The sequence below is a fragment of the Ruegeria sp. CDSC051 genome, assembly GCF_059610665.1.
This window is the reverse complement of the sequence record NZ_JBXWOC010000006.1, coordinates 80,489-98,992: the sequence shown is the minus strand read 5'-3', so window position 1 is coordinate 98,992 and position 18,504 is coordinate 80,489. Positions and strand designations below refer to the sequence as shown.

20 protein-coding genes are annotated in these 18,504 nt (G+C 57.4%); 6 read left to right on the top strand and 14 right to left on the bottom strand.

What is annotated here, in order from left to right; all coding sequences use genetic code 11:
• Positions 1–26: 26 nt before the first annotated feature.
• The 3 genes from AC2FH0_RS15195 to AC2FH0_RS15185 form a co-directional block, all read right to left on the bottom strand.
• The gene (locus AC2FH0_RS15195) at positions 27–551 is read right to left on the bottom strand and encodes a GNAT family N-acetyltransferase (RefSeq protein ID WP_496789723.1); all 525 of its coding nucleotides are present in this window, start codon (positions 549–551) and stop codon (positions 27–29) included.
• A 57-nt stretch (positions 552–608) separates the two neighbouring features.
• Positions 609–1,076, bottom strand: a complete 468-nt coding sequence (locus AC2FH0_RS15190) for a GAF domain-containing protein (protein ID WP_271949692.1) — start codon at positions 1,074–1,076, stop codon at positions 609–611.
• Between the two features lie 75 nt (positions 1,077–1,151).
• Entirely contained in the window at positions 1,152–2,324 is a 1,173-nt protein-coding gene (locus tag AC2FH0_RS15185; protein ID WP_496789721.1) for a thiolase family protein, read from the bottom strand.
• A gap of 100 nt (positions 2,325–2,424) precedes the next feature.
• Here AC2FH0_RS15185 and AC2FH0_RS15180 point away from each other — a divergent pair, with 100 nt between their 5' ends.
• The 3 genes from AC2FH0_RS15180 to AC2FH0_RS15170 all read left to right on the top strand — a co-directional run bounded on the left by AC2FH0_RS15180 (position 2,425) and on the right by AC2FH0_RS15170 (position 5,026).
• On the top strand, positions 2,425–2,763 hold the full coding sequence (locus tag AC2FH0_RS15180; RefSeq protein WP_496703315.1) for an STAS domain-containing protein: 339 nt from the start codon (positions 2,425–2,427) through the stop codon (positions 2,761–2,763).
• Positions 2,764–2,795: 32 nt separating this feature from the next.
• Entirely contained in the window at positions 2,796–3,236 is a 441-nt protein-coding gene (locus AC2FH0_RS15175; RefSeq protein ID WP_496694160.1) for an ATP-binding protein, read from the top strand.
• 212 nt (positions 3,237–3,448) lie between these two features.
• A complete protein-coding gene (locus tag AC2FH0_RS15170; protein ID WP_496789719.1) occupies positions 3,449–5,026 on the top strand; it encodes a gamma-glutamyltransferase family protein in 1,578 nt (525 codons plus the stop codon).
• Between the two features lie 34 nt (positions 5,027–5,060).
• Here AC2FH0_RS15170 and hspQ read toward each other — a convergent pair whose 3' ends face one another.
• A complete protein-coding gene (hspQ, locus tag AC2FH0_RS15165; RefSeq protein WP_142637073.1) occupies positions 5,061–5,387 on the bottom strand; it encodes a heat shock protein HspQ in 327 nt (108 codons plus the stop codon).
• Positions 5,388–5,467: 80 nt separating this feature from the next.
• Between hspQ and AC2FH0_RS15160 the strand changes: the two genes are divergently transcribed.
• Entirely contained in the window at positions 5,468–6,349 is an 882-nt protein-coding gene (locus AC2FH0_RS15160) for an AEC family transporter (protein ID WP_496703313.1), read from the top strand.
• Positions 6,350–6,409: 60 nt separating this feature from the next.
• Positions 6,410–6,991, top strand: coding sequence for a transglycosylase SLT domain-containing protein (locus tag AC2FH0_RS15155; protein ID WP_282021966.1), 582 nt, complete (start codon positions 6,410–6,412; stop codon positions 6,989–6,991).
• A gap of 12 nt (positions 6,992–7,003) precedes the next feature.
• Here AC2FH0_RS15155 and AC2FH0_RS15150 read toward each other — a convergent pair whose 3' ends face one another.
• From AC2FH0_RS15150 to AC2FH0_RS15135, 4 genes are all read right to left on the bottom strand, one after another.
• Positions 7,004–7,600, bottom strand: coding sequence for a LolA family protein (locus tag AC2FH0_RS15150; protein WP_496692514.1), 597 nt, complete (start codon positions 7,598–7,600; stop codon positions 7,004–7,006).
• 39 nt (positions 7,601–7,639) lie between these two features.
• Complete coding sequence (locus AC2FH0_RS15145; protein ID WP_496692515.1) at positions 7,640–10,528, bottom strand: DNA translocase FtsK; 2,889 nt, start codon at positions 10,526–10,528, stop codon at positions 7,640–7,642.
• A 14-nt stretch (positions 10,529–10,542) separates the two neighbouring features.
• Positions 10,543–11,724 (bottom strand): aminotransferase class I/II-fold pyridoxal phosphate-dependent enzyme, encoded by a 1,182-nt coding sequence (locus AC2FH0_RS15140; RefSeq protein WP_496692516.1) that lies wholly within the window; start codon positions 11,722–11,724, stop codon positions 10,543–10,545.
• A gap of 107 nt (positions 11,725–11,831) precedes the next feature.
• Complete coding sequence (locus tag AC2FH0_RS15135; protein WP_496709418.1) at positions 11,832–13,160, bottom strand: amidase; 1,329 nt, start codon at positions 13,158–13,160, stop codon at positions 11,832–11,834.
• 89 nt (positions 13,161–13,249) lie between these two features.
• On the opposite strand from AC2FH0_RS15135, the gene AC2FH0_RS15130 reads away from it, so the two are divergent.
• Positions 13,250–14,476: an FAD-dependent monooxygenase gene (locus AC2FH0_RS15130; protein ID WP_496709417.1), complete on the top strand. Its 1,227-nt coding sequence runs from the start codon at positions 13,250–13,252 to the stop codon at positions 14,474–14,476.
• Here AC2FH0_RS15130 and AC2FH0_RS15125 read toward each other — a convergent pair.
• The 6 genes from AC2FH0_RS15125 to AC2FH0_RS15100 all read right to left on the bottom strand — a co-directional run bounded on the left by AC2FH0_RS15125 (position 14,473) and on the right by AC2FH0_RS15100 (position 18,481).
• Positions 14,473–14,658: a Trm112 family protein gene (locus AC2FH0_RS15125; protein ID WP_142637084.1), complete on the bottom strand. Its 186-nt coding sequence runs from the start codon at positions 14,656–14,658 to the stop codon at positions 14,473–14,475. The two genes, AC2FH0_RS15130 and AC2FH0_RS15125, sit on opposite strands and share 4 nt — an antisense overlap.
• Positions 14,655–15,296 carry an LON peptidase substrate-binding domain-containing protein gene (locus AC2FH0_RS15120; protein ID WP_496692517.1) on the bottom strand — a complete coding sequence of 214 codons (642 nt, stop codon included), beginning with the start codon at positions 15,294–15,296 and terminating at the stop codon, positions 14,655–14,657. Before AC2FH0_RS15120 ends, AC2FH0_RS15125 begins: the two co-directional genes overlap by 4 nt.
• Before the next feature lie 27 nt (positions 15,297–15,323).
• On the bottom strand, positions 15,324–16,238 hold the full coding sequence (gene trxA, locus AC2FH0_RS15115) for a thioredoxin (RefSeq protein ID WP_496692518.1): 915 nt from the start codon (positions 16,236–16,238) through the stop codon (positions 15,324–15,326).
• 75 nt (positions 16,239–16,313) lie between these two features.
• Positions 16,314–17,102: an exodeoxyribonuclease III gene (locus AC2FH0_RS15110; protein ID WP_496692519.1), complete on the bottom strand. Its 789-nt coding sequence runs from the start codon at positions 17,100–17,102 to the stop codon at positions 16,314–16,316.
• Positions 17,103–17,173: 71 nt separating this feature from the next.
• Positions 17,174–17,566, bottom strand: coding sequence for a GFA family protein (locus AC2FH0_RS15105; protein WP_496692520.1), 393 nt, complete (start codon positions 17,564–17,566; stop codon positions 17,174–17,176).
• 228 nt (positions 17,567–17,794) lie between these two features.
• Positions 17,795–18,481 (bottom strand): response regulator transcription factor, encoded by a 687-nt coding sequence (locus AC2FH0_RS15100; protein ID WP_142637092.1) that lies wholly within the window; start codon positions 18,479–18,481, stop codon positions 17,795–17,797.
• Between the last annotated feature and the right edge of the window lie 23 nt (positions 18,482–18,504).

The following is an 18,504-nucleotide window of genomic DNA, read 5'->3' as shown; positions in this document are numbered from 1 at the left end:
CAGGCCACGTAAGATCCCGATGGGATCTAGGAAATGTCGCAGACATACATATCGGTATCGTCGGTGGAGTGAGCTGAGGATCGCGTGAACCCCGATTTCTGTAGCACACGGGCAGAGGCGGGATTGCTGTGCTCGACCCCAGCCAAAACCCGAATGGCGCGGCTCGTGCCGCAGGCCGCGATAAAGCCGGACACAAGTTCGGTTGCATAGCCACAGCCCCAGGCTCGTTCGGCAAACAGATATCCAAGGTGGATGGCTGGTGCGGCCTGATCTTCGGGTTCTGAGGCCAGTATCAGCAGTCCGATCAGCTGATTATTTTGCCTTAGCCGAACAAGAAGAACATCGCTTTCGGTCTTGCGTGCCGCGATCCAGTCGGTCATCCCGCTGGGCGTTTCTTCGACCTGCATCGAAGGCGGCAGGGGCTCAAGAACCGCTGGTGTCAGAACGGCTGCCAACTCGGCCGTCAACGCTGAAAGGCGACCAGCTTCAGAGACTTCCACTTGCCAGTGGCAGACGGCAAGCCGCTCTGTGGTGAATTGGTCCGGGATCATGCCTTGGCCAGCCGCAATTAGTGTCCATTCCAGTCTAACAGACGGGCCGATTTTGCGTCAGGCCCCTCTTAACTCGCCCGAAAACGCCTTTGACAATATGGCAGACAGCTTTTCTGCGTCCTCATCCGTGAACGCATCCGGCTGGTCACTGTCGATGTCAAAAACCGCGATGACCTCGCCCGAGGCATTGCGCACCGGAAGCACCAGTTCGGACTGCGTAGACGAGGCGCAGGCGATGTGACCTGGAAACGCATGCACATCCGCCACCAACTGTACCTTTCCGGTCCGCGCCGCGGCACCACAGACACCGCGCCCGAAGGGAATAACCAGACACCCGTGACCACCCTGATAGGGGCCTATTTTCAAAATGCCCGGATCTGTTACGCGATAGAACCCCGTCCAGTCAAACCGATCATCGGCGTGATGAACTTCACAGGCGATTGTCGCCATCAGAGCAACTTGATCTGTCTCGCCTGCGGTTAGGGCGACGATTGTCTTGGTCAGCGTATCGTAATCAACGGTCATGGGGGGGGCGGGTCCGGTCAGTGATCTTGTAAACAGGTTCTACAGCACCGGACCTATGGTGGAATCGGCCCCGCGTCAAACGCGCTCAATCGCGATTGCAGTGCCCTCTCCACCACCGATGCAGATCGCCGCCACGCCGCGTTTCAGATCCCGCTTTTCCAACGCGTTCAGCAGGGTGACCATGATACGCGCCCCCGAAGCGCCGATAGGATGACCCAGGGCGCATGCACCACCATTCACATTTACCTTGTCACGCGTCAGACCCATCTCATGCATGAATGCCATCGGCACCACGGCAAAGGCTTCGTTTACCTCCCACAGATCCACATCATCATTGGACCAGCCGATTTTGGCCAAAAGCTTTTGCGCAGCGGGAACTGGCGCAGTCGTGAACAATCCCGGAGCCTGCGCATGGCTGGAATGACCCAGAATGCGCGCCCGAACCGAGAGGCCTTGCGCTTCGGCGGCTTCAGCTGATGCCAGAACCAGAGCTGCCGCCCCATCAGAGATCGACGACGCGTTGGCCGCCGTCACCGTTCCACCTTTGCGAAAAGCCGGTTTCAGCGAAGGTATCTTTTCCGGGCGGGCGGTTTTCGGCTGCTCGTCCGCGGACTGCGTGACCTCGCCTTTCCTTGTGCGGACGGTTACCGGAGTGATTTCACCGTCGAACGCGCCGCTGTCCTGCGCGGCCAGCGCGTTGGATAGGGACTGCAGGGCGTACTCGTCCTGCGCTTCGCGGGTGAACTGGAACGCCTCGGCACAGTCTTCTGCGAAAGTGCCCATCAGACGACCTTTGTCGTAGGCGTCCTCCAGCCCGTCCAGAAACATGTGGTCGACGACCTGAGCGTGCCCCAAGCGCGCACCCTCACGCATATTGGGCAACAGGTAGGGCGCGTTCGTCATACTCTCCATCCCGCCTGCGATCATTGTGTTGGCATGGCCCAATGCGATCTGATCGAAGGCCATCATCGCAGCCTTCATCCCTGATCCGCACATCTTGTTGAGCGTCGTGGCCGGGACCTCTTGGCCCAAACCGGCTGCAAACCCAGCCTGACGTGCAGGGGCCTGACCCTGACCGGCTGGCAGAACGCAGCCCATCAGCACTTCGTCAACCGTTTCAGCACCGGCACCCTGCAGCGCGGCCCGGATCGCGGCTCCACCCAGATCGGCGGCAGAAACACCATCGAACATTCCTTGAAATCCACCCATCGGGGTACGTGCTGCTCCGGCGATTACAACTTGCTTCATCTGGGCGCTCCTAAATTCTTGTCATTCAATGGATACCGAATGGTAAGAATTCCCGTCTAGCGTATTTCTACGAGCGATTTCAGTTAAAGGACCGTCACGTATGGGCCTGTCCAGTACTACGACCAACAATATTCAAATAATTACAGTACAATCCAACCGGATTGATGCCGCAATGGCCATTCAGTTCAAAGAAAACATGCGCACGGAAACCGAAGGTGGGTCTGTGCGTGTGGTTCTGGACCTCAGCGGCGTCGAATTTATCGATTCCAGTGGTTTGGGCGCCATTGTCGCCGCCATGAAACAACTCGGGGCTGAACGGCGCCTGGATCTGGCAGGTCTTCAGCCTTTTGTGGAAAAGGTGTTTCGTCTTACCCGCATGGACACAGTGTTCAAGCTTTACCCAACGATGGATGACGCACTGTCCGGTGCGCCGGATTGAACACAAGGAGAAACTGAACAGGCGCTAGGCTAATGTGTAACGGCATCAGTTTCGATTTGAGCTTCGCTGCGACCGAGGTCGAAGCAAGTTCTGGCATTGCCAAGTTGAGCCAGGCACTGTCGTCTAAAGGGCTGCCTGCACACAAAGCGGCTGATGTCAGAATTGCCCTGGCCGAAGCCATTAACAATGTCGTTGAACACGCCTATGCCGGAACCACGCCCGCCAGCGTAAAGGTACACTGCCGCCTGCATCAGAACTGGTTGGAAATCCTCATCTCGGATACCGGCAATCCCCTTCCTGGCTTTCGCGTACCAGAAGGTGCACCTGCACCTCTGGGGGAAAGACGTGAAGACCTGCCCGAGGGGGGATTTGGATGGTTTCTGATCCACCAACTGACCAGTGAAATCCGCTATGACCGTAGCGAAGGCTGCAACCGGTTGTCACTGCGATTCAGTTTTCTCGACCCGGATTAGGGCTATAAAACGTCACAATAAGGCCCTTTTCGAACCATTGTAGCGCCGCAAACAAAGATCAAAGTCTTAACTGTAGCTCAGATAGCTTCCCTCGGCATCGTATGTCACAGCCCCCACCCAGTGAACGATGCCGAGGAACTTCCCCTTTGATTTGACTGGACAATACCCGGACGCGCGATACCTTCTGCGCGATCACACGGGAAGGCAGCGCAATGCGGGATTTTCAGGCACCAGGCAGATCCGAAGTTTTTTCGACCGAAGGGATGTGCGCCACATCTCACCCGCTGGCAGCCCAAGCGACCCTTGGCATTCTACAGCAAGGTGGCAACGCGATGGACGCAGCCATCGCCGGGGCAGTGCTTTTGGGATTTTGCGAACCACAAATGACCGGCCTGGGCGGAGATTGCTTTGTTCTGTACAACCGCGCCGGAGAAGATGAGGTTCGGGCCCTCAACGGCTCTGGCCGGGCACCGGCAGCAGCCAACGCTGGCAGCTTGCGCGATAAGGGACTGACTGCAGTTCCGCTCAATACACCGGATGCGGTCACCATTCCCGGCGCAGTCGAGGCGTTCTGCCAGCTGGCCGAAACCGAGGGCAAACTAGGGCTGGACGCCATCCTGCAACCCGCCATCCGCTATGCAGACCAGGGCGTGCCGGTCGCCCCACGTGTGGCTTTTGATTGGGGCCCGGGTGCTAACACGTTGCAGGGGGCAGCCAGGAACCACTATCTGCTGAAAGGAGACGTTCCAAAGACCGGAGACATGTTCCGGTCCGCCGGGCAGGCAGAAGTGCTGCGCAGAATCGCCAAATACGGACGAGAGGCGTTTTACGCGGGCGAGGTCGCTGAAGATATTATCTCGACCCTGACGGCCATGGGCGGGGTACACACAGCCGAAGATCTGGACGCGACCGCTGCCACACCTACAGTTCCGGTCGCAGGGCACTATCGTGGCTTGGACCTGCTGGAACATCCGCCCAATGGCCAAGGTGCAACCGCCCTTTTGCTGCTGAATATCCTCAAGAACTTTGACCTCGGATCCATGGATCCGCTATCCGCAGAGCGTCTGCATATCGAGGCCGAAGCCTCAAAACTCGCCTACGATGCCCGCAACAGGTTCATCGCCGATCCGGATCATACGACACACGCAGACAGGTTTTGGGACCAGACAACAGCCGATCGGCTGGCAGAGCTTATCAATCCAAACCATGCCATGCCCGCTGCTGCCCCACTGACCGAAGCCATCCACAAGGACACGGTTTATATCACGGTGGTCGACAGGGACAGGATGGCGGTATCGCTGATCTATTCGATCTTTCATAGCTTTGGATCCGGTATCGCTTCTGAGAAATTCGGCATTCTGCTGCAAAACCGTGGGTCTGGATTTACGTTGCAATCAGGCCATCCGAACGAGTTCGGCGGCGGCAAACGTCCGATGCACACAATCATTCCCGGCATGTTGAAACAGAAAGGCAAAATCCTGATGCCCTTCGGTGTGATGGGTGGCGCCTTTCAGCCCACAGGGCATGCAAAGCTGGTCTCGCTGCTAACCGACGATGAGTTTGCGCTGCAGCAGGCCATAGACACACCGCGCGCCTTTGCAGACGGACCTGTCTTGAAACTGGAACGCGGAATTCCGCGTAATGTTGCGCAACAATTATCTGAAATCGGCCACAAAGTTTTGATTTCAGAAACACCTCTTGGCGGGGCTCAAGCGATCCGAATCCAGAAGAGCGGCGTTTTGCAAGGCGCAAGCGATCCACGAAAAGATGGGTGCGCGCTTGGTTATTGACAGTATGGGCCCGGTTTCACCCGCGCTTCCATTTTTAGTTCAAATGGAAATGCAACGGATATGCGCCGTTTTCAAACGGACCAAACATATCGGGGATATCCGGATGCTCGACCGGTTCTCCGGACTGGTCAGCAATCAGATTTTGTTCAGAAACATAAGCAACATAGAAGGATTGGTCATTTTCCGCCAACAGATGATAAAACGGCTGATCCTTGATCGGCCTGCTGTCTTCGGGAATGGCCTGATACCATTCTTCGGTATTTGAAAACTCTGGGTCCACGTCAAAAATCACCCCTCGGAAGGGATGTTTTTTGTGGCGGACGACTTGGCCCAGCCGGTACTTTGCTTGTGTCTTTAGCATCACGTTTGCCCCCAAAGGTCTTACTACCCGTTTCCTCATAGGAATGCCAATCATTGATCTAAAATAATGGGAAACAGTCTGTGAACCTCTTACTGACAGTGCTTGAAATCGTGGCCCCGGTCTTCCTCTTGGCGGGGATCGGGTTTGCCTGGGTCAAACTTGGCATTGAATACAGGCTGCAATTTGTGACCCGCCTTGCGGTGACGCTCGCCGTGCCCAGCCTGATTTTCGTGGCCCTGATGCAAACCCAGATCCCGCCCGGAGAGCTGACCCGGTTCACTTTGGCCGCCATCACAGGCCATGTCGGGCTGGCGGTCGCATTTGGCGTATTTGTCCGGGCCAGCAAGCTGGAAAGGCGCACCTATCTGGCGCCGCTGATATTCGGCAACACGGGGAATCTGGGCCTGCCTCTGGCCATTTTCGCATTTGGGCAGGCAGGCTTGGGTTTCGCGGTGATATTTCTGGCCGTTACCGCCCTGTTTTCCTTTACTTACGGGATCTACTTGGTGGCGGGAAAAGGCGCTTTCGGCAAGGTAGCGCGTGAACCCATGGTTTGGGCTACTCTGCTGGGGGCGCTGTTTCTGTGGCAGGGCTGGCAAACACCTGTCTTCGTGACCAATACGCTGGACCTGCTGGGACAGATGGCGATTCCGATGATGCTGATCACGCTTGGTGTTGCGATTGCGCGGCTGACCACCAGAAAGCTAGGGCAAGCGGTCTGGCTATCGGCGTTGAAATTGGTCGTGTGTTTTGCCCTGGCATGGGCAATCGCAAAAGGGTTTGATCTGGATAACGTCGCGTTCGGCGTTCTGGTGGTGCAGATGTGTACACCGGTTGCCGTAACCTCATACCTGCTAGCCGAACGGTTCGAGGCGGATTCTGACGCGGTTGCGGGGCTGGTTATGGTCTCAACCCTGATGTCCGTCGGCGCTTTGCCTATAATTCTAGCTATTGTTCTGTAGCGATTGTGATTTCCTAATCGCTCAATCTGCGCTAGAATGAAGAAAAAAGGCACGAGGCACATGAGCAGAATTCTTATCGTACTCTTCGGGGTGCTGCTTTTGGCATCCTGCGGGGGTGGTTCCAACCAGCCACCCAGCAAGCTGAATGATGCATGCAGCATTGCGCGTGAACGGCCTGAATATATCAAGGCGTTCAAAAGCACCGAGCGGAAATGGGGAATCCCCGTTCACGTTCAGATGGCAACGATCTATCAGGAAAGCCGGTATCGCCACGATGCGCGAACGCCCCATCAATATGTTCTGGGTGTGATTCCGATGGGCCGTCAGAGCAGCGCCTATGGCTTCAGCCAGGCGCTGGACGGGACATGGGATGAGTATCAGCGCGAAACCGGCAAACGCCGGGCCAAGCGGGATCGTATTCGGGACGCTTCGGATTTCATCGGCTGGTACATGAACAAAAGCTATGAGCGGAATGGCATCCAGCCAAGCGACACGCGCAATCAGTATCTGGCCTATCATGAAGGCCATACCGGTTATGCCCGCGGCAGCCATTACAGCAAGACGTGGTTGCTGAACGTGGCCAATGATGTGGATGCGCGCGCCCGGATGTACCAGGCGCAACTGTCAGGCTGTCGTTACTGAACAAACAGCGGGTCAGCGATTGCCTGACCCGCTTCTGTTCTTGTTCGAAAACAAGCTGCTGCTTAGATTTTTTTCGGTATCAAGCTGACCCAGCAGAACCGTTGTCTGTCCGCCTGCATTATCGTGGATCACCCATTTTCGCAGCTCAACCGGATCGCCGGTGAACATCAGCTCAATTCGACCGGAGTCAGGGTTTTTCGGGTCCTGTGCTGTCACGACAGTGGCCGTTCCGTCAAAGTCATGCCCAACCACCATATTAGCCTGACCCAGATCGACATTCCGTGCCAGAACCAAAGACAGAGGTGTTCGCTTTAACGGATACTGCTCGGGCGGTTGATTGGATTTCGGATCGAATATCTGAACGGTGCCAGCGCGCGCCAACACAACGGCGCTGTCTGGCGGGTCATATTCGAACCGCATCTTTCCAGGCCGTGCGATCCACAGCTTTCCTGTGCTCAGTGAGCCATCCTCATTGACCTGTGTAAATGTCGTCTCGACAGTTTTCAGACCATTCAGGTAATTCGATATCTGCGACAGCGGCAGCTTGTCCGCCGCCCAGGCGGAGGGTGCGGCCAGTGTCAGTGCAAGGGCAAAAGCAATCTGTTTCATAAGACCCAGATAAGCGCTCTGCCCTTGTTATTAAATATCCTATTGCTCTGGCACCAGGATTTCGCGTTTTCCGACGTGATTTGCCGATGAAACAATGCCTTCATCCTCCATCTGCTCAACCAGACGCGCAGCTTTGTTATAGCCAATGGCAAGTTTCCGCTGGATATACGAGGTCGAGCATTTGCGATCCTTGATCACAATCGCCACAGCCTGATCGTAAAGGGCGTCTTCGCCATTGGTGTTGCCCCCGGTGTTCAAACCCAGAACAGCGTCGATATTATCAGCCTTTTCCTCGGTCGGTCCATCGACCACACCGCTCATATAATCCGGCGGGCCGAATTGCTTCAGATGGTTGACGATTTCCTCGACCTCTTCATCCGAGACAAACGGACCGTGGCAACGTGTGATCTTCGCACCACCCGCCATATACAGCATGTCACCCTGCCCCAGCAGTTGTTCGGCGCCCATTTCACCAAGAATGGTGCGGCTATCGATCTTTGACGTCACCTGGAAGGAAATCCGGGTCGGAAAGTTCGCCTTGATCGTGCCGGTAATCACATCGACCGAGGGGCGCTGCGTGGCCATGATCAGGTGGATACCCGAGGCCCGCGCCATCTGCGCCAGACGTTGGATGCAGGCCTCGATCTCTTTGCCCGCGACCATCATCAGGTCGGCCATCTCGTCGACAATAACAACGATATAGGGCATCGACTCGGGTGCGAATTCCTCGGTCTCGAACATCGGTTCACCCGTTTCGTCGTCAAAACCGGTCTGGACCGTGCGGCTGAACATCTCGCCCTTTGACAGCGCGTCTTTCACCCGGCCGTTATAGCCCGCGATGTTACGCACACCCATCTTGGACATTTTGCGATAGCGATCCTCCATCTCGCCCACGACCCATTTCAAGGCGACAACCGCCTTCTTCGGGTCTGTCACAACCGGAGAAAGCAGATGCGGGATGCCGTCATAGACCGACAATTCCAGCATCTTGGGGTCGATCATGATCAGGCGGCATTCATCCGGCGTCAGCTTATACAGCAGCGACAGGATCATCGTGTTGATCGCCACCGATTTACCGGAACCGGTGGTCCCCGCGATCAGCAGGTGGGGCATCTTGGCCAGATTGGCCACAACGGATTCACCGCCGATATCCTTGCCCAGCGCCAAAGGCAGCGCCTGATTGCCGTCTCCGAAGTCACGGCTCGAAAGGATTTCGCGCAGCACCACCATTTCACGGTTTTCATTGGGCAGTTCGATCCCGATGACCGAGCGGCCCGGCAGGGTCGAAACCCGCGCCGACAGGGCCGACATCGAGCGGGCAATGTCATCCGACAGACCAATAACGCGGCTGGCTTTCAAACCCGGAGCCGGCTCAAGTTCGTACATGGTGACAACCGGACCGGGGCGGACGCTGACGATCTCACCTTTGACGCCATAGTCATCCAGCACATTTTCCAACATCCGCGCATTCTCTTCCAGGGCCTCATCGCTCAGGTGATGGCGCTGAATGCTGGAGGGGTTGGACAGCAGGCCCAGCGGAGGCAGTTCGAAATCGGAGTGCTTTTCCTCGAACGACAACGCGGGCTGCGCCTCGGCCTGGGCCCGGCGCGAGGGCGGCGGGGTGCGGCGCACGGGTTGCGCAACCACAGGCTTACGCGGCTCGGCCACGGGGATTTTCATCGCTGGGCGGGCTTGCGGCATCTCATCGGCGTCATCCTCGAAAACGGCCTCGTCATCGAAATCTGGCTCGGGCGCAAAATCCTGATGCAGCGGTTCCTGCCATTCTGTTTCAGGCTTCGCTGACAGCATCGGCTCGGGCGGCAGCCCGGTTGATGTCACTGGCGGCTCTGGCGGCAGTTCGTCGGCATGACCTGCATTCAGGATCAACGGATCAGGTCCACGGCCCCGCCCTTTGGTCAGCGGCAGGTCGGGATCGGGCTCAGGAGCCATCTCTCCGACTGCAACCTTACGGTTGCGCACGGCGGCAGAAATCTTTGAACGGATACGGTCCTCGCCCGGCATTTCCTCGTAACCCGCGACAGGTTCACGGTCGATCAGCTCGGGTTCGGGCATAGGGTCCGGGCGACGGATCAGATCAGGAATGCGCGACAGAAGGCCGGTCTTTACCGGTTCGGGCGCTTCCAGAAGTGGCTCGTCGAAAACAGGGTCCGCAAAGGCAATCTCGTCGTCGAACACGGCCCCTTCGGCGCGGGCCATCTTGCGTTCGTCCCATTGGGCACGACGTTCGCGCGCAGCCTCCGCTGTTGCGGCAGCCCCACGGCCCAGCAGATTCATCAGTATGTCATAGGACATGACCAGCCCCAGCAGAAAGGCACGAATCCCCTTGCGCACGTCGTCCTTGGTGAAACCAAGAACAAACACACCCAGCGTCAGCATCCCAATAGCCATCGCCAGAGACATCAGCTTGACAATAAAATGCGAGGATATGGGCAACAAGGTCAGGAAGGCACCCATGACCGTATCCCCAAACAATCCACCCAGACCAAAACTATGCGTTACGCGCCAAGCCTCACCCGGCACTAATGTCGCCGCATAGACCGAGACAATGGCGATCCAGATCGGTGCAAATATCAGGCGCGCGACGGCACGATCTTCACCGAAATGCCCGGCAAAACGCACACCCCAGCCGATCAACACCAACGCGATGCTCCAACTGCCCCAACCGACAATCATGAACAATGGCGCCGCGATCGAGGCACCAACACGCCCCATCCAGTTTTGCACTGGTGCATCCGTCGACACCATCCAGTTCGGGTCATCCGGTGTGTAGGACCAGATCATTGCCGCCGAAGCCAACCCAAGTAGGATCAGGGCGATGCCGATCAACTCTTTGCTGCGCCTCTCGATGGCGGCCTGAGTCGTGCTGTCCAGCAATGGATCGCGGTTGCGCGCGTTATATGATGCCATTTTGCCCTCGTACCTCACGAATAAATGCAGTCGCGGAGCGTGATCAGCCCCTGCCGCATCTCTGTTTTTGGGGCCACCATAGCGACCCGGATAAATTGCTCGCCCGGGTTTTGCCCCGGATCACCTTGAGAAAGATATGCCCCCGGCAGCACCCGAACTCCGGTCTGCTGCCACAGTTTCAATGCGGTTTCCTCGCCATTCTCGACCGGCAGCCACAGAAAGAACCCTGCCTCGGGCGGCATATAGCCCTGGATGCCTGCAAACACCTGGTCTGCGATGGCGTATTTTTCCTGATAGAGCGCGCGATTCTCGTCCACATGCGCCTCATCGGCCCAGAGCCTTGCGGCGGCGGCCTGCAACGGCAGCGGCAATGGCGCGCCTGCATAATTGCGTAACTGCTTGACCCGCTTGATCGTTTCCGGCCCGCCTGCAATCAGGCCAGACCGCAGCCCGGCCACGTTCGACCGCTTTGACAGCGAGTTGAACAGGGTGATCCGTTCAGGATCAGCGCCCAGTTCCTTTGCGACCGTCAGAACACCTGTAGGCGCTGTGTCACGGTAGATCTCGGAATAGCATTCATCGGCGAAGATACGGAAATCATATGTCTCAGCCAGCCGGATCAACTCGGCCCAATATTCGCGCGTGGCAACTGCGCCCTGCGGGTTGGCTGGTGAGCAGATATAAGCGGCGACAGTGCGGTTCAGCACATCCGTGGGCAATCCCGCATAGTCCGGCAGATGATCTGTGGCCGCCGTGGCCGGGACAAAAACCGGATCAGCCCCGACCGAGATCGAGGCAACCATATAGACCTGATAGAACGGGTTCGGGCACAGAACGACCGGTTTTTGTCCGTATTTCTGTTCGGGGCACAGCGCCATGGCGGCGTTATACAACCCTTCGCGCGTCCCGTTCAGGGCCATAACCTGCGTGTCCGGATCCATCGTGACGCCATAACGGCGTGCAATCCAGTCAGTGATCGCACCGCGCAGCTCGGCCGAACCCTCATTCGGCGGATATCCCTGAAAACCGGCAGCATTTTCCGCAATCACGTCGCTGACCCAGGCCGGAAAAGCGTGCATCGGCGCACCAATGGTCATGTGAATCACTTCACCGCCCGGTTGGTGATGATCCAACAGGGTGCGCAGGCGCGGGAATGCGTATTCCGGAAGGTTCGAAAACCGCTCGGGGAAATTCATAACTACTGCCTCAATATCGGGATCATTTCGCCCCGTTTTCAAGCAGGTTACAGGCCGGGCGGGGCTTCGTCCAGACAAAGCGGTGCCGAATCAGGGGATTGTGGCATTCAGGCCAATGCGGCCTCGGCCGCGGAACCAAGCCGCAAAAGCGCCTCTTCGGACCCCGGATAACCCATCATCATCAGCCCGCAGCCCGGTTTTCCGGTCGGCAAGGTCAGCGCTGCCAGCCCCATGAGGTTGCCTATCCGGGTGTTCCGCAAAGCCAGCAGGTTTTCGGTGACGTAATAGTCATGATCGCTCATCAGCCGTTCAAGATTGGGCGGCAGGATCGGTGCAGTTGGGGCCAAAACGGCGTCAAACCCGGCAGTGGCCACGTCCCATGCACCGCGACACGCCTTCAGCCTTGACCAGGCTGCAACATAATCGGGGCCCGAAGCAATTCGTCCGGCACGGAACCGTTCGAGTATTTCGGGATACATCACATCTGGGTTGGCCTCGATCACATCGCGCCACAGGCCATAGGCTTCGGTGGTGTAAAGAACCCCCGACAGCCCCATCGCGTCGGTCAGTTCAGGGACCTCAAGAGGCAGGATATCTGCACCGGCCTCACGCAACCGATCCAAGGCATCCTCGTAAGCGACACGCGGCTCTGCGCGCAAATCATCCTTGGCGACAGTCTGTAAATCCGCGAAACGACGCCCCTTTAGATTGGCTCCGCGCAAATCAGCTGGCGTACCGCCCTCCAGCATGGCCAGCATATGGGCCGCATCTTCGACCGAGCGGGCCAGCGGTCCAACGGTATCAAACCGCAGGCACAACGGGACTGTACCCTCCAGGCTGACCCGCCCGGCGGTGGTTTTCAGCCCAACCAAATTGTTCCAGGCTGACGGTATCCGCACTGACCCACCAGTATCCGAGCCGATCGCGCAAGCCGCCAATCCCCAAGCCACGGATGCCGCAGCCCCCGAAGATGATCCTCCGGGAACCGCATCCTCATCATCTATGCAGGGCGGCGTTCCGGTGATTGGATTCAAACCCAGGCCGGAAAAGGCCAGCTCGCTCATATGGGTTTTGCCAAGGCATACAGCGCCCATGGCACTGGCATTTCGCAGCACGATTGCATCAGTTTTGGGAACCCGGTCTTTCAGCAGTGCCGTTCCTGCCTCGGTGGCAGTCCCGGCAGTATCGAACAGGTCTTTCCAACTGATCGGCACCCCATCCAACAATGATCGGCGCAATCCCAGCTTGGCCCGTTCCTGCGCCGCCTCAGCCTCGGCTCGGGCGCGCGCTTCGGTCACGCGGGCATAGATTCGGTCGCGATGCGGGTGGGCTGCTACCGCAGTCAGAAAGGTCTCTGTCAGTTCAACCGGGTCAATCTGGCCCATGCCAATGCCCCGACCCAGATCACAAGCCGTCATCGACAACCAATCCTGCATCACTGCCCCCTTCGATTTCTGCATTCCCAGCGACGGTAGCGACAGGACCGCACATGGACAATCCCGAATGGGCGCGCATAGTGCGCAGCATGGAACAGAGCTCGGATATCCTGATCGTCGGCGGCGGCCTGAATGGCCCCGCTTTGGCTTTGGCACTGGCACAAACAGGGCACAGAGTTACCGTCATTGACGCGCTGGCCGAAAAGGTTCGCAAAAATGCAGCTTTTGACGGCAGAGCCTATGCGTTGGCCCTGGCTTCGCAGCGCCTGCTAGAGGCGATTGGGGTTTGGACACGGGTTGCCAAACACGCCCAGCCAATGCTCGAAATCAAGGTCACCGATGGCCATGCTGGCGCTGGCCCGTCGCCGTTTTTCATGCATTTCGACCATGCCGAGATCGAAGAAGGTCCGATGGGCTTTATGGTCGAAGACCGCCACCTGCGCCGTGCCTTTCTGGACGCGATGGCCGCGGAAAAGGCCATTACCCAGATCAGCGGCAAGACGGTAGTGTCACAGCAGACCTCGGGAACAGGCGTCAGCCTGACATTGGATGATGGCGCGGTCGTCAAGGGTGCGCTGCTGATCGGATGCGATGGGCGTCGCAGCGGCACAGCGGAACGTGCCGGGATCAAACGCACAGGATGGGATTACGGGCAGACCGCGCTGGTCTGCGCCATCGAACATGACTTGCCGCATCACGGCATCGCGCATCAGTTCTTCATGCCACCCGGCCCTTTGGCCATTCTGCCTCTGACCGGCAATCGCAGCTCTATCGTCTGGAGCGAGCGAACAGAAATGGCCAAGCGCATCAACGCCCTGCCCGAGGAGGACTATCTGCAGGTCCTGCGCCCCAGATTCGGCGATTTCCTGGGCGAAATCCGTCTGGCCGGAGATCGGTTTACCTATCCGCTGAACCTGACCATCGCCAACTCTTTCATCGGAGAACGGATGGCACTGGTCGGAGACGCAGCCCATGGAATGCACCCGATTGCAGGCCAGGGCCTGAATGCGGGCCTGCGCGACGTGGGCGCCCTGGCCGAGGTACTGACCCTGGCCGGACGGCGCGGGGAAGATATTAGTTCGCCACTGGTTTTGGAGCGTTTTCAGGAATGGCGACGGTTTGATACCGCGTCTTTGGCGATGGCGACGGATGTGTTCAACAAACTGTTTTCCAACGACAATCCTCTACTACGGATCGGACGTGATATCGGGATGGGCGTCGTCGGGTCACTACCCGGCCTGCGTCGCGGTTTCGTGCGCGAGGCCGCCGGCCTGACTGGGGACCTGCCAAAACTACTGCAGGGTCGGGCGATCTAGTCCAGCTCGCGCGCCTCATCCACCAACATGACGGGAATGCCATTGCGGATCGGAAAAGCCAAACCCGCCGCTTTTGACACCAGTTCCTGTTTTTCAGCGTCATAATGCAGCGTTGTATGCGTCTTCGGACAAATTAGCGCCTCAAGCATGTGGCGGTCAAAAGCGTGTTCAACGGTGGTCATTGTAGTGTTTCCTCATTCGCTCCGCCGCGCATGGCGAATTCAATCAGTGTCACCAAAGTCTCGCGTCGGGTGCGCAAACAGGGAGCCTCTAGCAAGGCTTGTTTTTCTTCCGGATCAAAATCCAGCAACATCGACAGCGAATTCACAAGCAGTTCATCATTCGCGTCTTTCAACATATCCCAATCAGCCGACAACTTTCGCGACGAAAAGAACTTTTCCAACAGCTTCATAAGCCCCACGCGATCAAACCCCTCGTCGTGCTCGACCTTGCCAAGATCACGGTCAAACCCGCGCCAGGTCACGTTACAACGGCGGTATGGGGTAAATGCATCCAACTCGGCCTGAATACGGAACCGGGAGATGCCAGTCAGAGTGATCAGATAGCGGCCGTCTTCAGTTTCGGAAAACTGCGTCACCCGCCCCGCGCAGCCAATTTGGTGCAGCTTGTTTTCGTTGCTTTGACAGGGATTCGGTTGAACCAACCCGATCAACCGTTCCTGGGTTTTCAAAGCGTCGTCCAGCATCTGCAGATAGCGCGGCTCAAATATATGCAGCGGCAAGCGCGATCGGGGCAGCAACAGCGCCCCGGGCAAAGGGAAAACGGATACCGTTTCCGGCAGATCAGCGGGATGCATCATGTACCCGAGTGTAGCTCTGATCCAGAATTAGGCAAATATCATCGAGCTGAGCTTGCGCCGCCCGTTCAGAACAATCGGATCATTAGGTTTGAGCGCATCAAATATCGTGAACAGCTGAGACTTGGCCGCGCCGTCGTTCCATTCACGGTCGCGGCGGAACATTTCCAGCAGCTGCGCCACCGCCTCTTCAACCTCGCCATTGGCATGCAGGGCCTGCGCCAGATCGAACCGTGCCTGATGATTGTCAGGATCGGCCTCAACCGCTGCGGTCAATTCGGCCACCGGGCCGGCATCTGCCGCTTGCTTGGCCAGTTCCAACTGTGCGTTTGCCGCTTCAAGCTCTGGCGATGTGGAAATCTCCGCCGGGGCACCGTTCAAAATTGCCTCGGCCTGCTCCAAATCGCCAGTGGCGATATGCGCGCGTACCAGCCCGCCATAGGCAGCGGCATGGTTGGGATCTTCGCCCAGAATGGCGGCAAAGGTCTGTGCAGCATCCGCCGCGGCACCTTCAGTCAACATTTCTTCGGCAGCCTCGACAGCATCGCCCAGTTGACCACCCGGGCTTTCGCCGCCTGTCGCCTCGATCACGCGATCGACAAATGCTTTGATCTCGGATCCGGGCACTGCGCCCTGAAATCCGTCGATCGGTTGGCCTTTGTGAAAGGCATACACGGTCGGGATAGACTGAACGCGCATCTGTGAGGCTATCATCTGCGCCTCGTCCACATTGACTTTGACCATCTTGACCGCACCCTTGGCGGCGGTCACAGCCTCTTCCAACAGCGGGCCAAGCGTTTTGCACGGGCCGCACCACGGCGCCCAGAAATCAACGATGACCGGCACGTCCTGCGAGGCTTCGACCACATCCGCCATAAAAGTGGCTTCGGTCCCGTCCTTGATCAGATCGGTGGCGGGGGTGTCTGCGCCGTTCAGAAGGTCCATGGCTGTCACTCTTTCGATTAAACTTGCGCTCTATATGCAGTCGCTTGACCCGGAAACCAAGGGCAGAGTTTCACGTCAGACGTCAAAGGTCGCAAAGACCGGGGCGTGATCACTGGGCTTTTCCCACCCGCGCGCGTTGCGCAGAACGCGGCTGGAATGGCCTGCATTCGAGATATCCGGCGTCGCCCAGACGTGATCCAGCCGCCGCCCCTTGTCGGCCACGTCCCAATCCCGCGCGCGGTAGGACCACCAGCTATAAAGCTGCCCTTCGGGGATGTCCTGCCGGGTGACATCGACCCAACCGCCTGAGTCCTGTGTTTCGGCCAAAGCCTCGACCTCGACCGGTGTATGCGAAACGACCTTGAGCAACTGTTTGTGCGACCAGACATCATCCTCACGCGGAGCGATGTTCAGATCACCAACCAGAATGGATTTTTCCGGCTTTTCCGCGTGGAACCAGTCACGCATATCGGTCAGGTAATCCAGCTTCTGGCCAAATTTCTCATTCACCTCACGATCCGGCACATCACCGCCCGCAGGGACATAGAAATTGTGAATCGTCACGCCGTTTTCCAGCCGCCCCGCGATATGGCGCGCATGGCCGAGATCTGCGAAATCCATGTCTCCCGCCTCGACCATCGGCAGGCGAGACAGGATCGCAACGCCGTTGTAGCCCTTTTGCCCGCGCGCAACCATGTGAGTGTAACCCAGTTCGGCAAACCCTTCGGTGGGGATCTTGTCCACCGGAGACTTGCATTCCTGCAGGCACAGAACATCCGGCGCCTCTTCGCGCAACAATTTCAGCACGATAGGCTCGCGCAGGCGGACCGAGTTGATGTTCCATGTGGCAAGAGTAAAAGGCATAGGGAATTCCTCTGTCGCGGTTGGCGCACCCTAACGCGGTGCTTTCACAGGTACCATCGTAAAAGAAATTATCAGGACGGATGCCCTGAGGATTGGGGCGCATCATCGCAAATCTCGTACCAATGCGGTATCTCAGATACGGATTCGTGAAACTGGACTTTCAGATCAAACGGAGTGTCCAGCGCATTAGCCGCAATCGGAAAACTGTCCGCATCAGCCAGAATTTCACCAAGCGACGTCCCACAGGTATCGCAGAAACACCTGCCATATTTATAGGGCGGTTCAGGCTGGTAAGTGACAACTCGGTCCTTACCGTCCAGCCAAACAACATCATCTTTCTTGACGAAGACAACAGTGCTTGCACCTGCCTTCCGACAACGCGAACAATGGCATGTTCCCATAACCGAAGGTTCACTGGTAAGTTGGAATTTTACGGCGCCACACAGGCAACTTCCATGAATCACTTTCGCCTCCAATTTTGCATTCCAGAAATAGAACATTACATGAACATATAGTTTGTCGCAATCCGCTAGGAGCCGCAAAACATTTTGCAGCACAAACAAAAAAGGCCGGGCCATCAGGCCCGGCAGTCCAACAGGGAGGTACATGTCATTACCCGGACATGTACGGGTTGGGAGTAACTTAAAGATGTCTACAGGGTATCACTTTGATCCAAGTCAATCCACATCAAGTTACGATACCAAGCGATATCCACCCGATTCTGTGACCAAAAGGCGCGCGTTGGATGGATCGGGCTCGATCTTCTGACGCAGGCGATAGATATGAGTTTCCAGCGTATGTGTGGTGACACCGGCATTATAGCCCCAGACCTCATGCAGCAGAATGTCACGGGCGACGACACCGTCGGCGGACCGGTACAGGAACTTGAGGATATTGGTTTCCTTCTCGGTCAGTCGAATCTTGCGGTCTTCGTCGGTGATCAGCATCTTCATCGCCGGCTTGAACGTATAAGGCCCGAGTACAAATACCGCGTCTTCTGATTGTTCATGCTGGCGCAGCTGCGCACGGATACGTGCCAGAAGGACCGGAAACTTGAACGGCTTGGGAACATAGTCATTGGCACCGGCATCCAAACCCAGGATGGTGTCCGCGTCACTGTCATGACCGGTCAGCATCAGGATCGGGCTTTTCACACCTTGCTTGCGCATCAGGCGGCACAGCTCGCGCCCATCCGTGTCGGGCAAGCCAACATCCAGAATGACCAGATCGTAAATCGCCTCGCGAGCCCGCTCCATGGCTGATGCCCCGTCCGACGCTTCGAATACATCAAAATCCTCGGTCATCACGAGCTGTTCGCTCAACGCTTCGCGCAGATCCTCATCATCATCCACTAGCAGGATTTTCTTTAGCTGTGCCATATCCGGTCCTCCTAAGCCCTTTT

Coding starts and splice junctions, on each gene's coding strand:
- AC2FH0_RS15195 (WP_496789723.1), bottom strand. CDS start 551: ATGATCCCGGACCAATTCACCACAGAGCGGCTTGCCGTCTGCCACTGG.
- AC2FH0_RS15190 (WP_271949692.1), bottom strand. CDS start 1,076: ATGACCGTTGATTACGATACGCTGACCAAGACAATCGTCGCCCTAACC.
- AC2FH0_RS15185 (WP_496789721.1), bottom strand. CDS start 2,324: ATGAAGCAAGTTGTAATCGCCGGAGCAGCACGTACCCCGATGGGTGGA.
- AC2FH0_RS15180 (WP_496703315.1), top strand. CDS start 2,425: ATGGGCCTGTCCAGTACTACGACCAACAATATTCAAATAATTACAGTA.
- AC2FH0_RS15175 (WP_496694160.1), top strand. CDS start 2,796: ATGTGTAACGGCATCAGTTTCGATTTGAGCTTCGCTGCGACCGAGGTC.
- AC2FH0_RS15170 (WP_496789719.1), top strand. CDS start 3,449: ATGCGGGATTTTCAGGCACCAGGCAGATCCGAAGTTTTTTCGACCGAA.
- hspQ (WP_142637073.1), bottom strand. CDS start 5,387: ATGCTAAAGACACAAGCAAAGTACCGGCTGGGCCAAGTCGTCCGCCAC.
- AC2FH0_RS15155 (WP_282021966.1), top strand. CDS start 6,410: ATGAGCAGAATTCTTATCGTACTCTTCGGGGTGCTGCTTTTGGCATCC.
- AC2FH0_RS15150 (WP_496692514.1), bottom strand. CDS start 7,600: ATGAAACAGATTGCTTTTGCCCTTGCACTGACACTGGCCGCACCCTCC.
- AC2FH0_RS15145 (WP_496692515.1), bottom strand. CDS start 10,528: ATGGCATCATATAACGCGCGCAACCGCGATCCATTGCTGGACAGCACG.
- AC2FH0_RS15140 (WP_496692516.1), bottom strand. CDS start 11,724: ATGAATTTCCCCGAGCGGTTTTCGAACCTTCCGGAATACGCATTCCCG.
- AC2FH0_RS15135 (WP_496709418.1), bottom strand. CDS start 13,160: ATGCAGGATTGGTTGTCGATGACGGCTTGTGATCTGGGTCGGGGCATT.
- AC2FH0_RS15130 (WP_496709417.1), top strand. CDS start 13,250: ATGGAACAGAGCTCGGATATCCTGATCGTCGGCGGCGGCCTGAATGGC.
- AC2FH0_RS15125 (WP_142637084.1), bottom strand. CDS start 14,658: ATGACCACCGTTGAACACGCTTTTGACCGCCACATGCTTGAGGCGCTA.
- AC2FH0_RS15120 (WP_496692517.1), bottom strand. CDS start 15,296: ATGATGCATCCCGCTGATCTGCCGGAAACGGTATCCGTTTTCCCTTTG.
- trxA (WP_496692518.1), bottom strand. CDS start 16,238: ATGGACCTTCTGAACGGCGCAGACACCCCCGCCACCGATCTGATCAAG.
- AC2FH0_RS15110 (WP_496692519.1), bottom strand. CDS start 17,102: ATGCCTTTTACTCTTGCCACATGGAACATCAACTCGGTCCGCCTGCGC.
- AC2FH0_RS15100 (WP_142637092.1), bottom strand. CDS start 18,481: ATGGCACAGCTAAAGAAAATCCTGCTAGTGGATGATGATGAGGATCTG.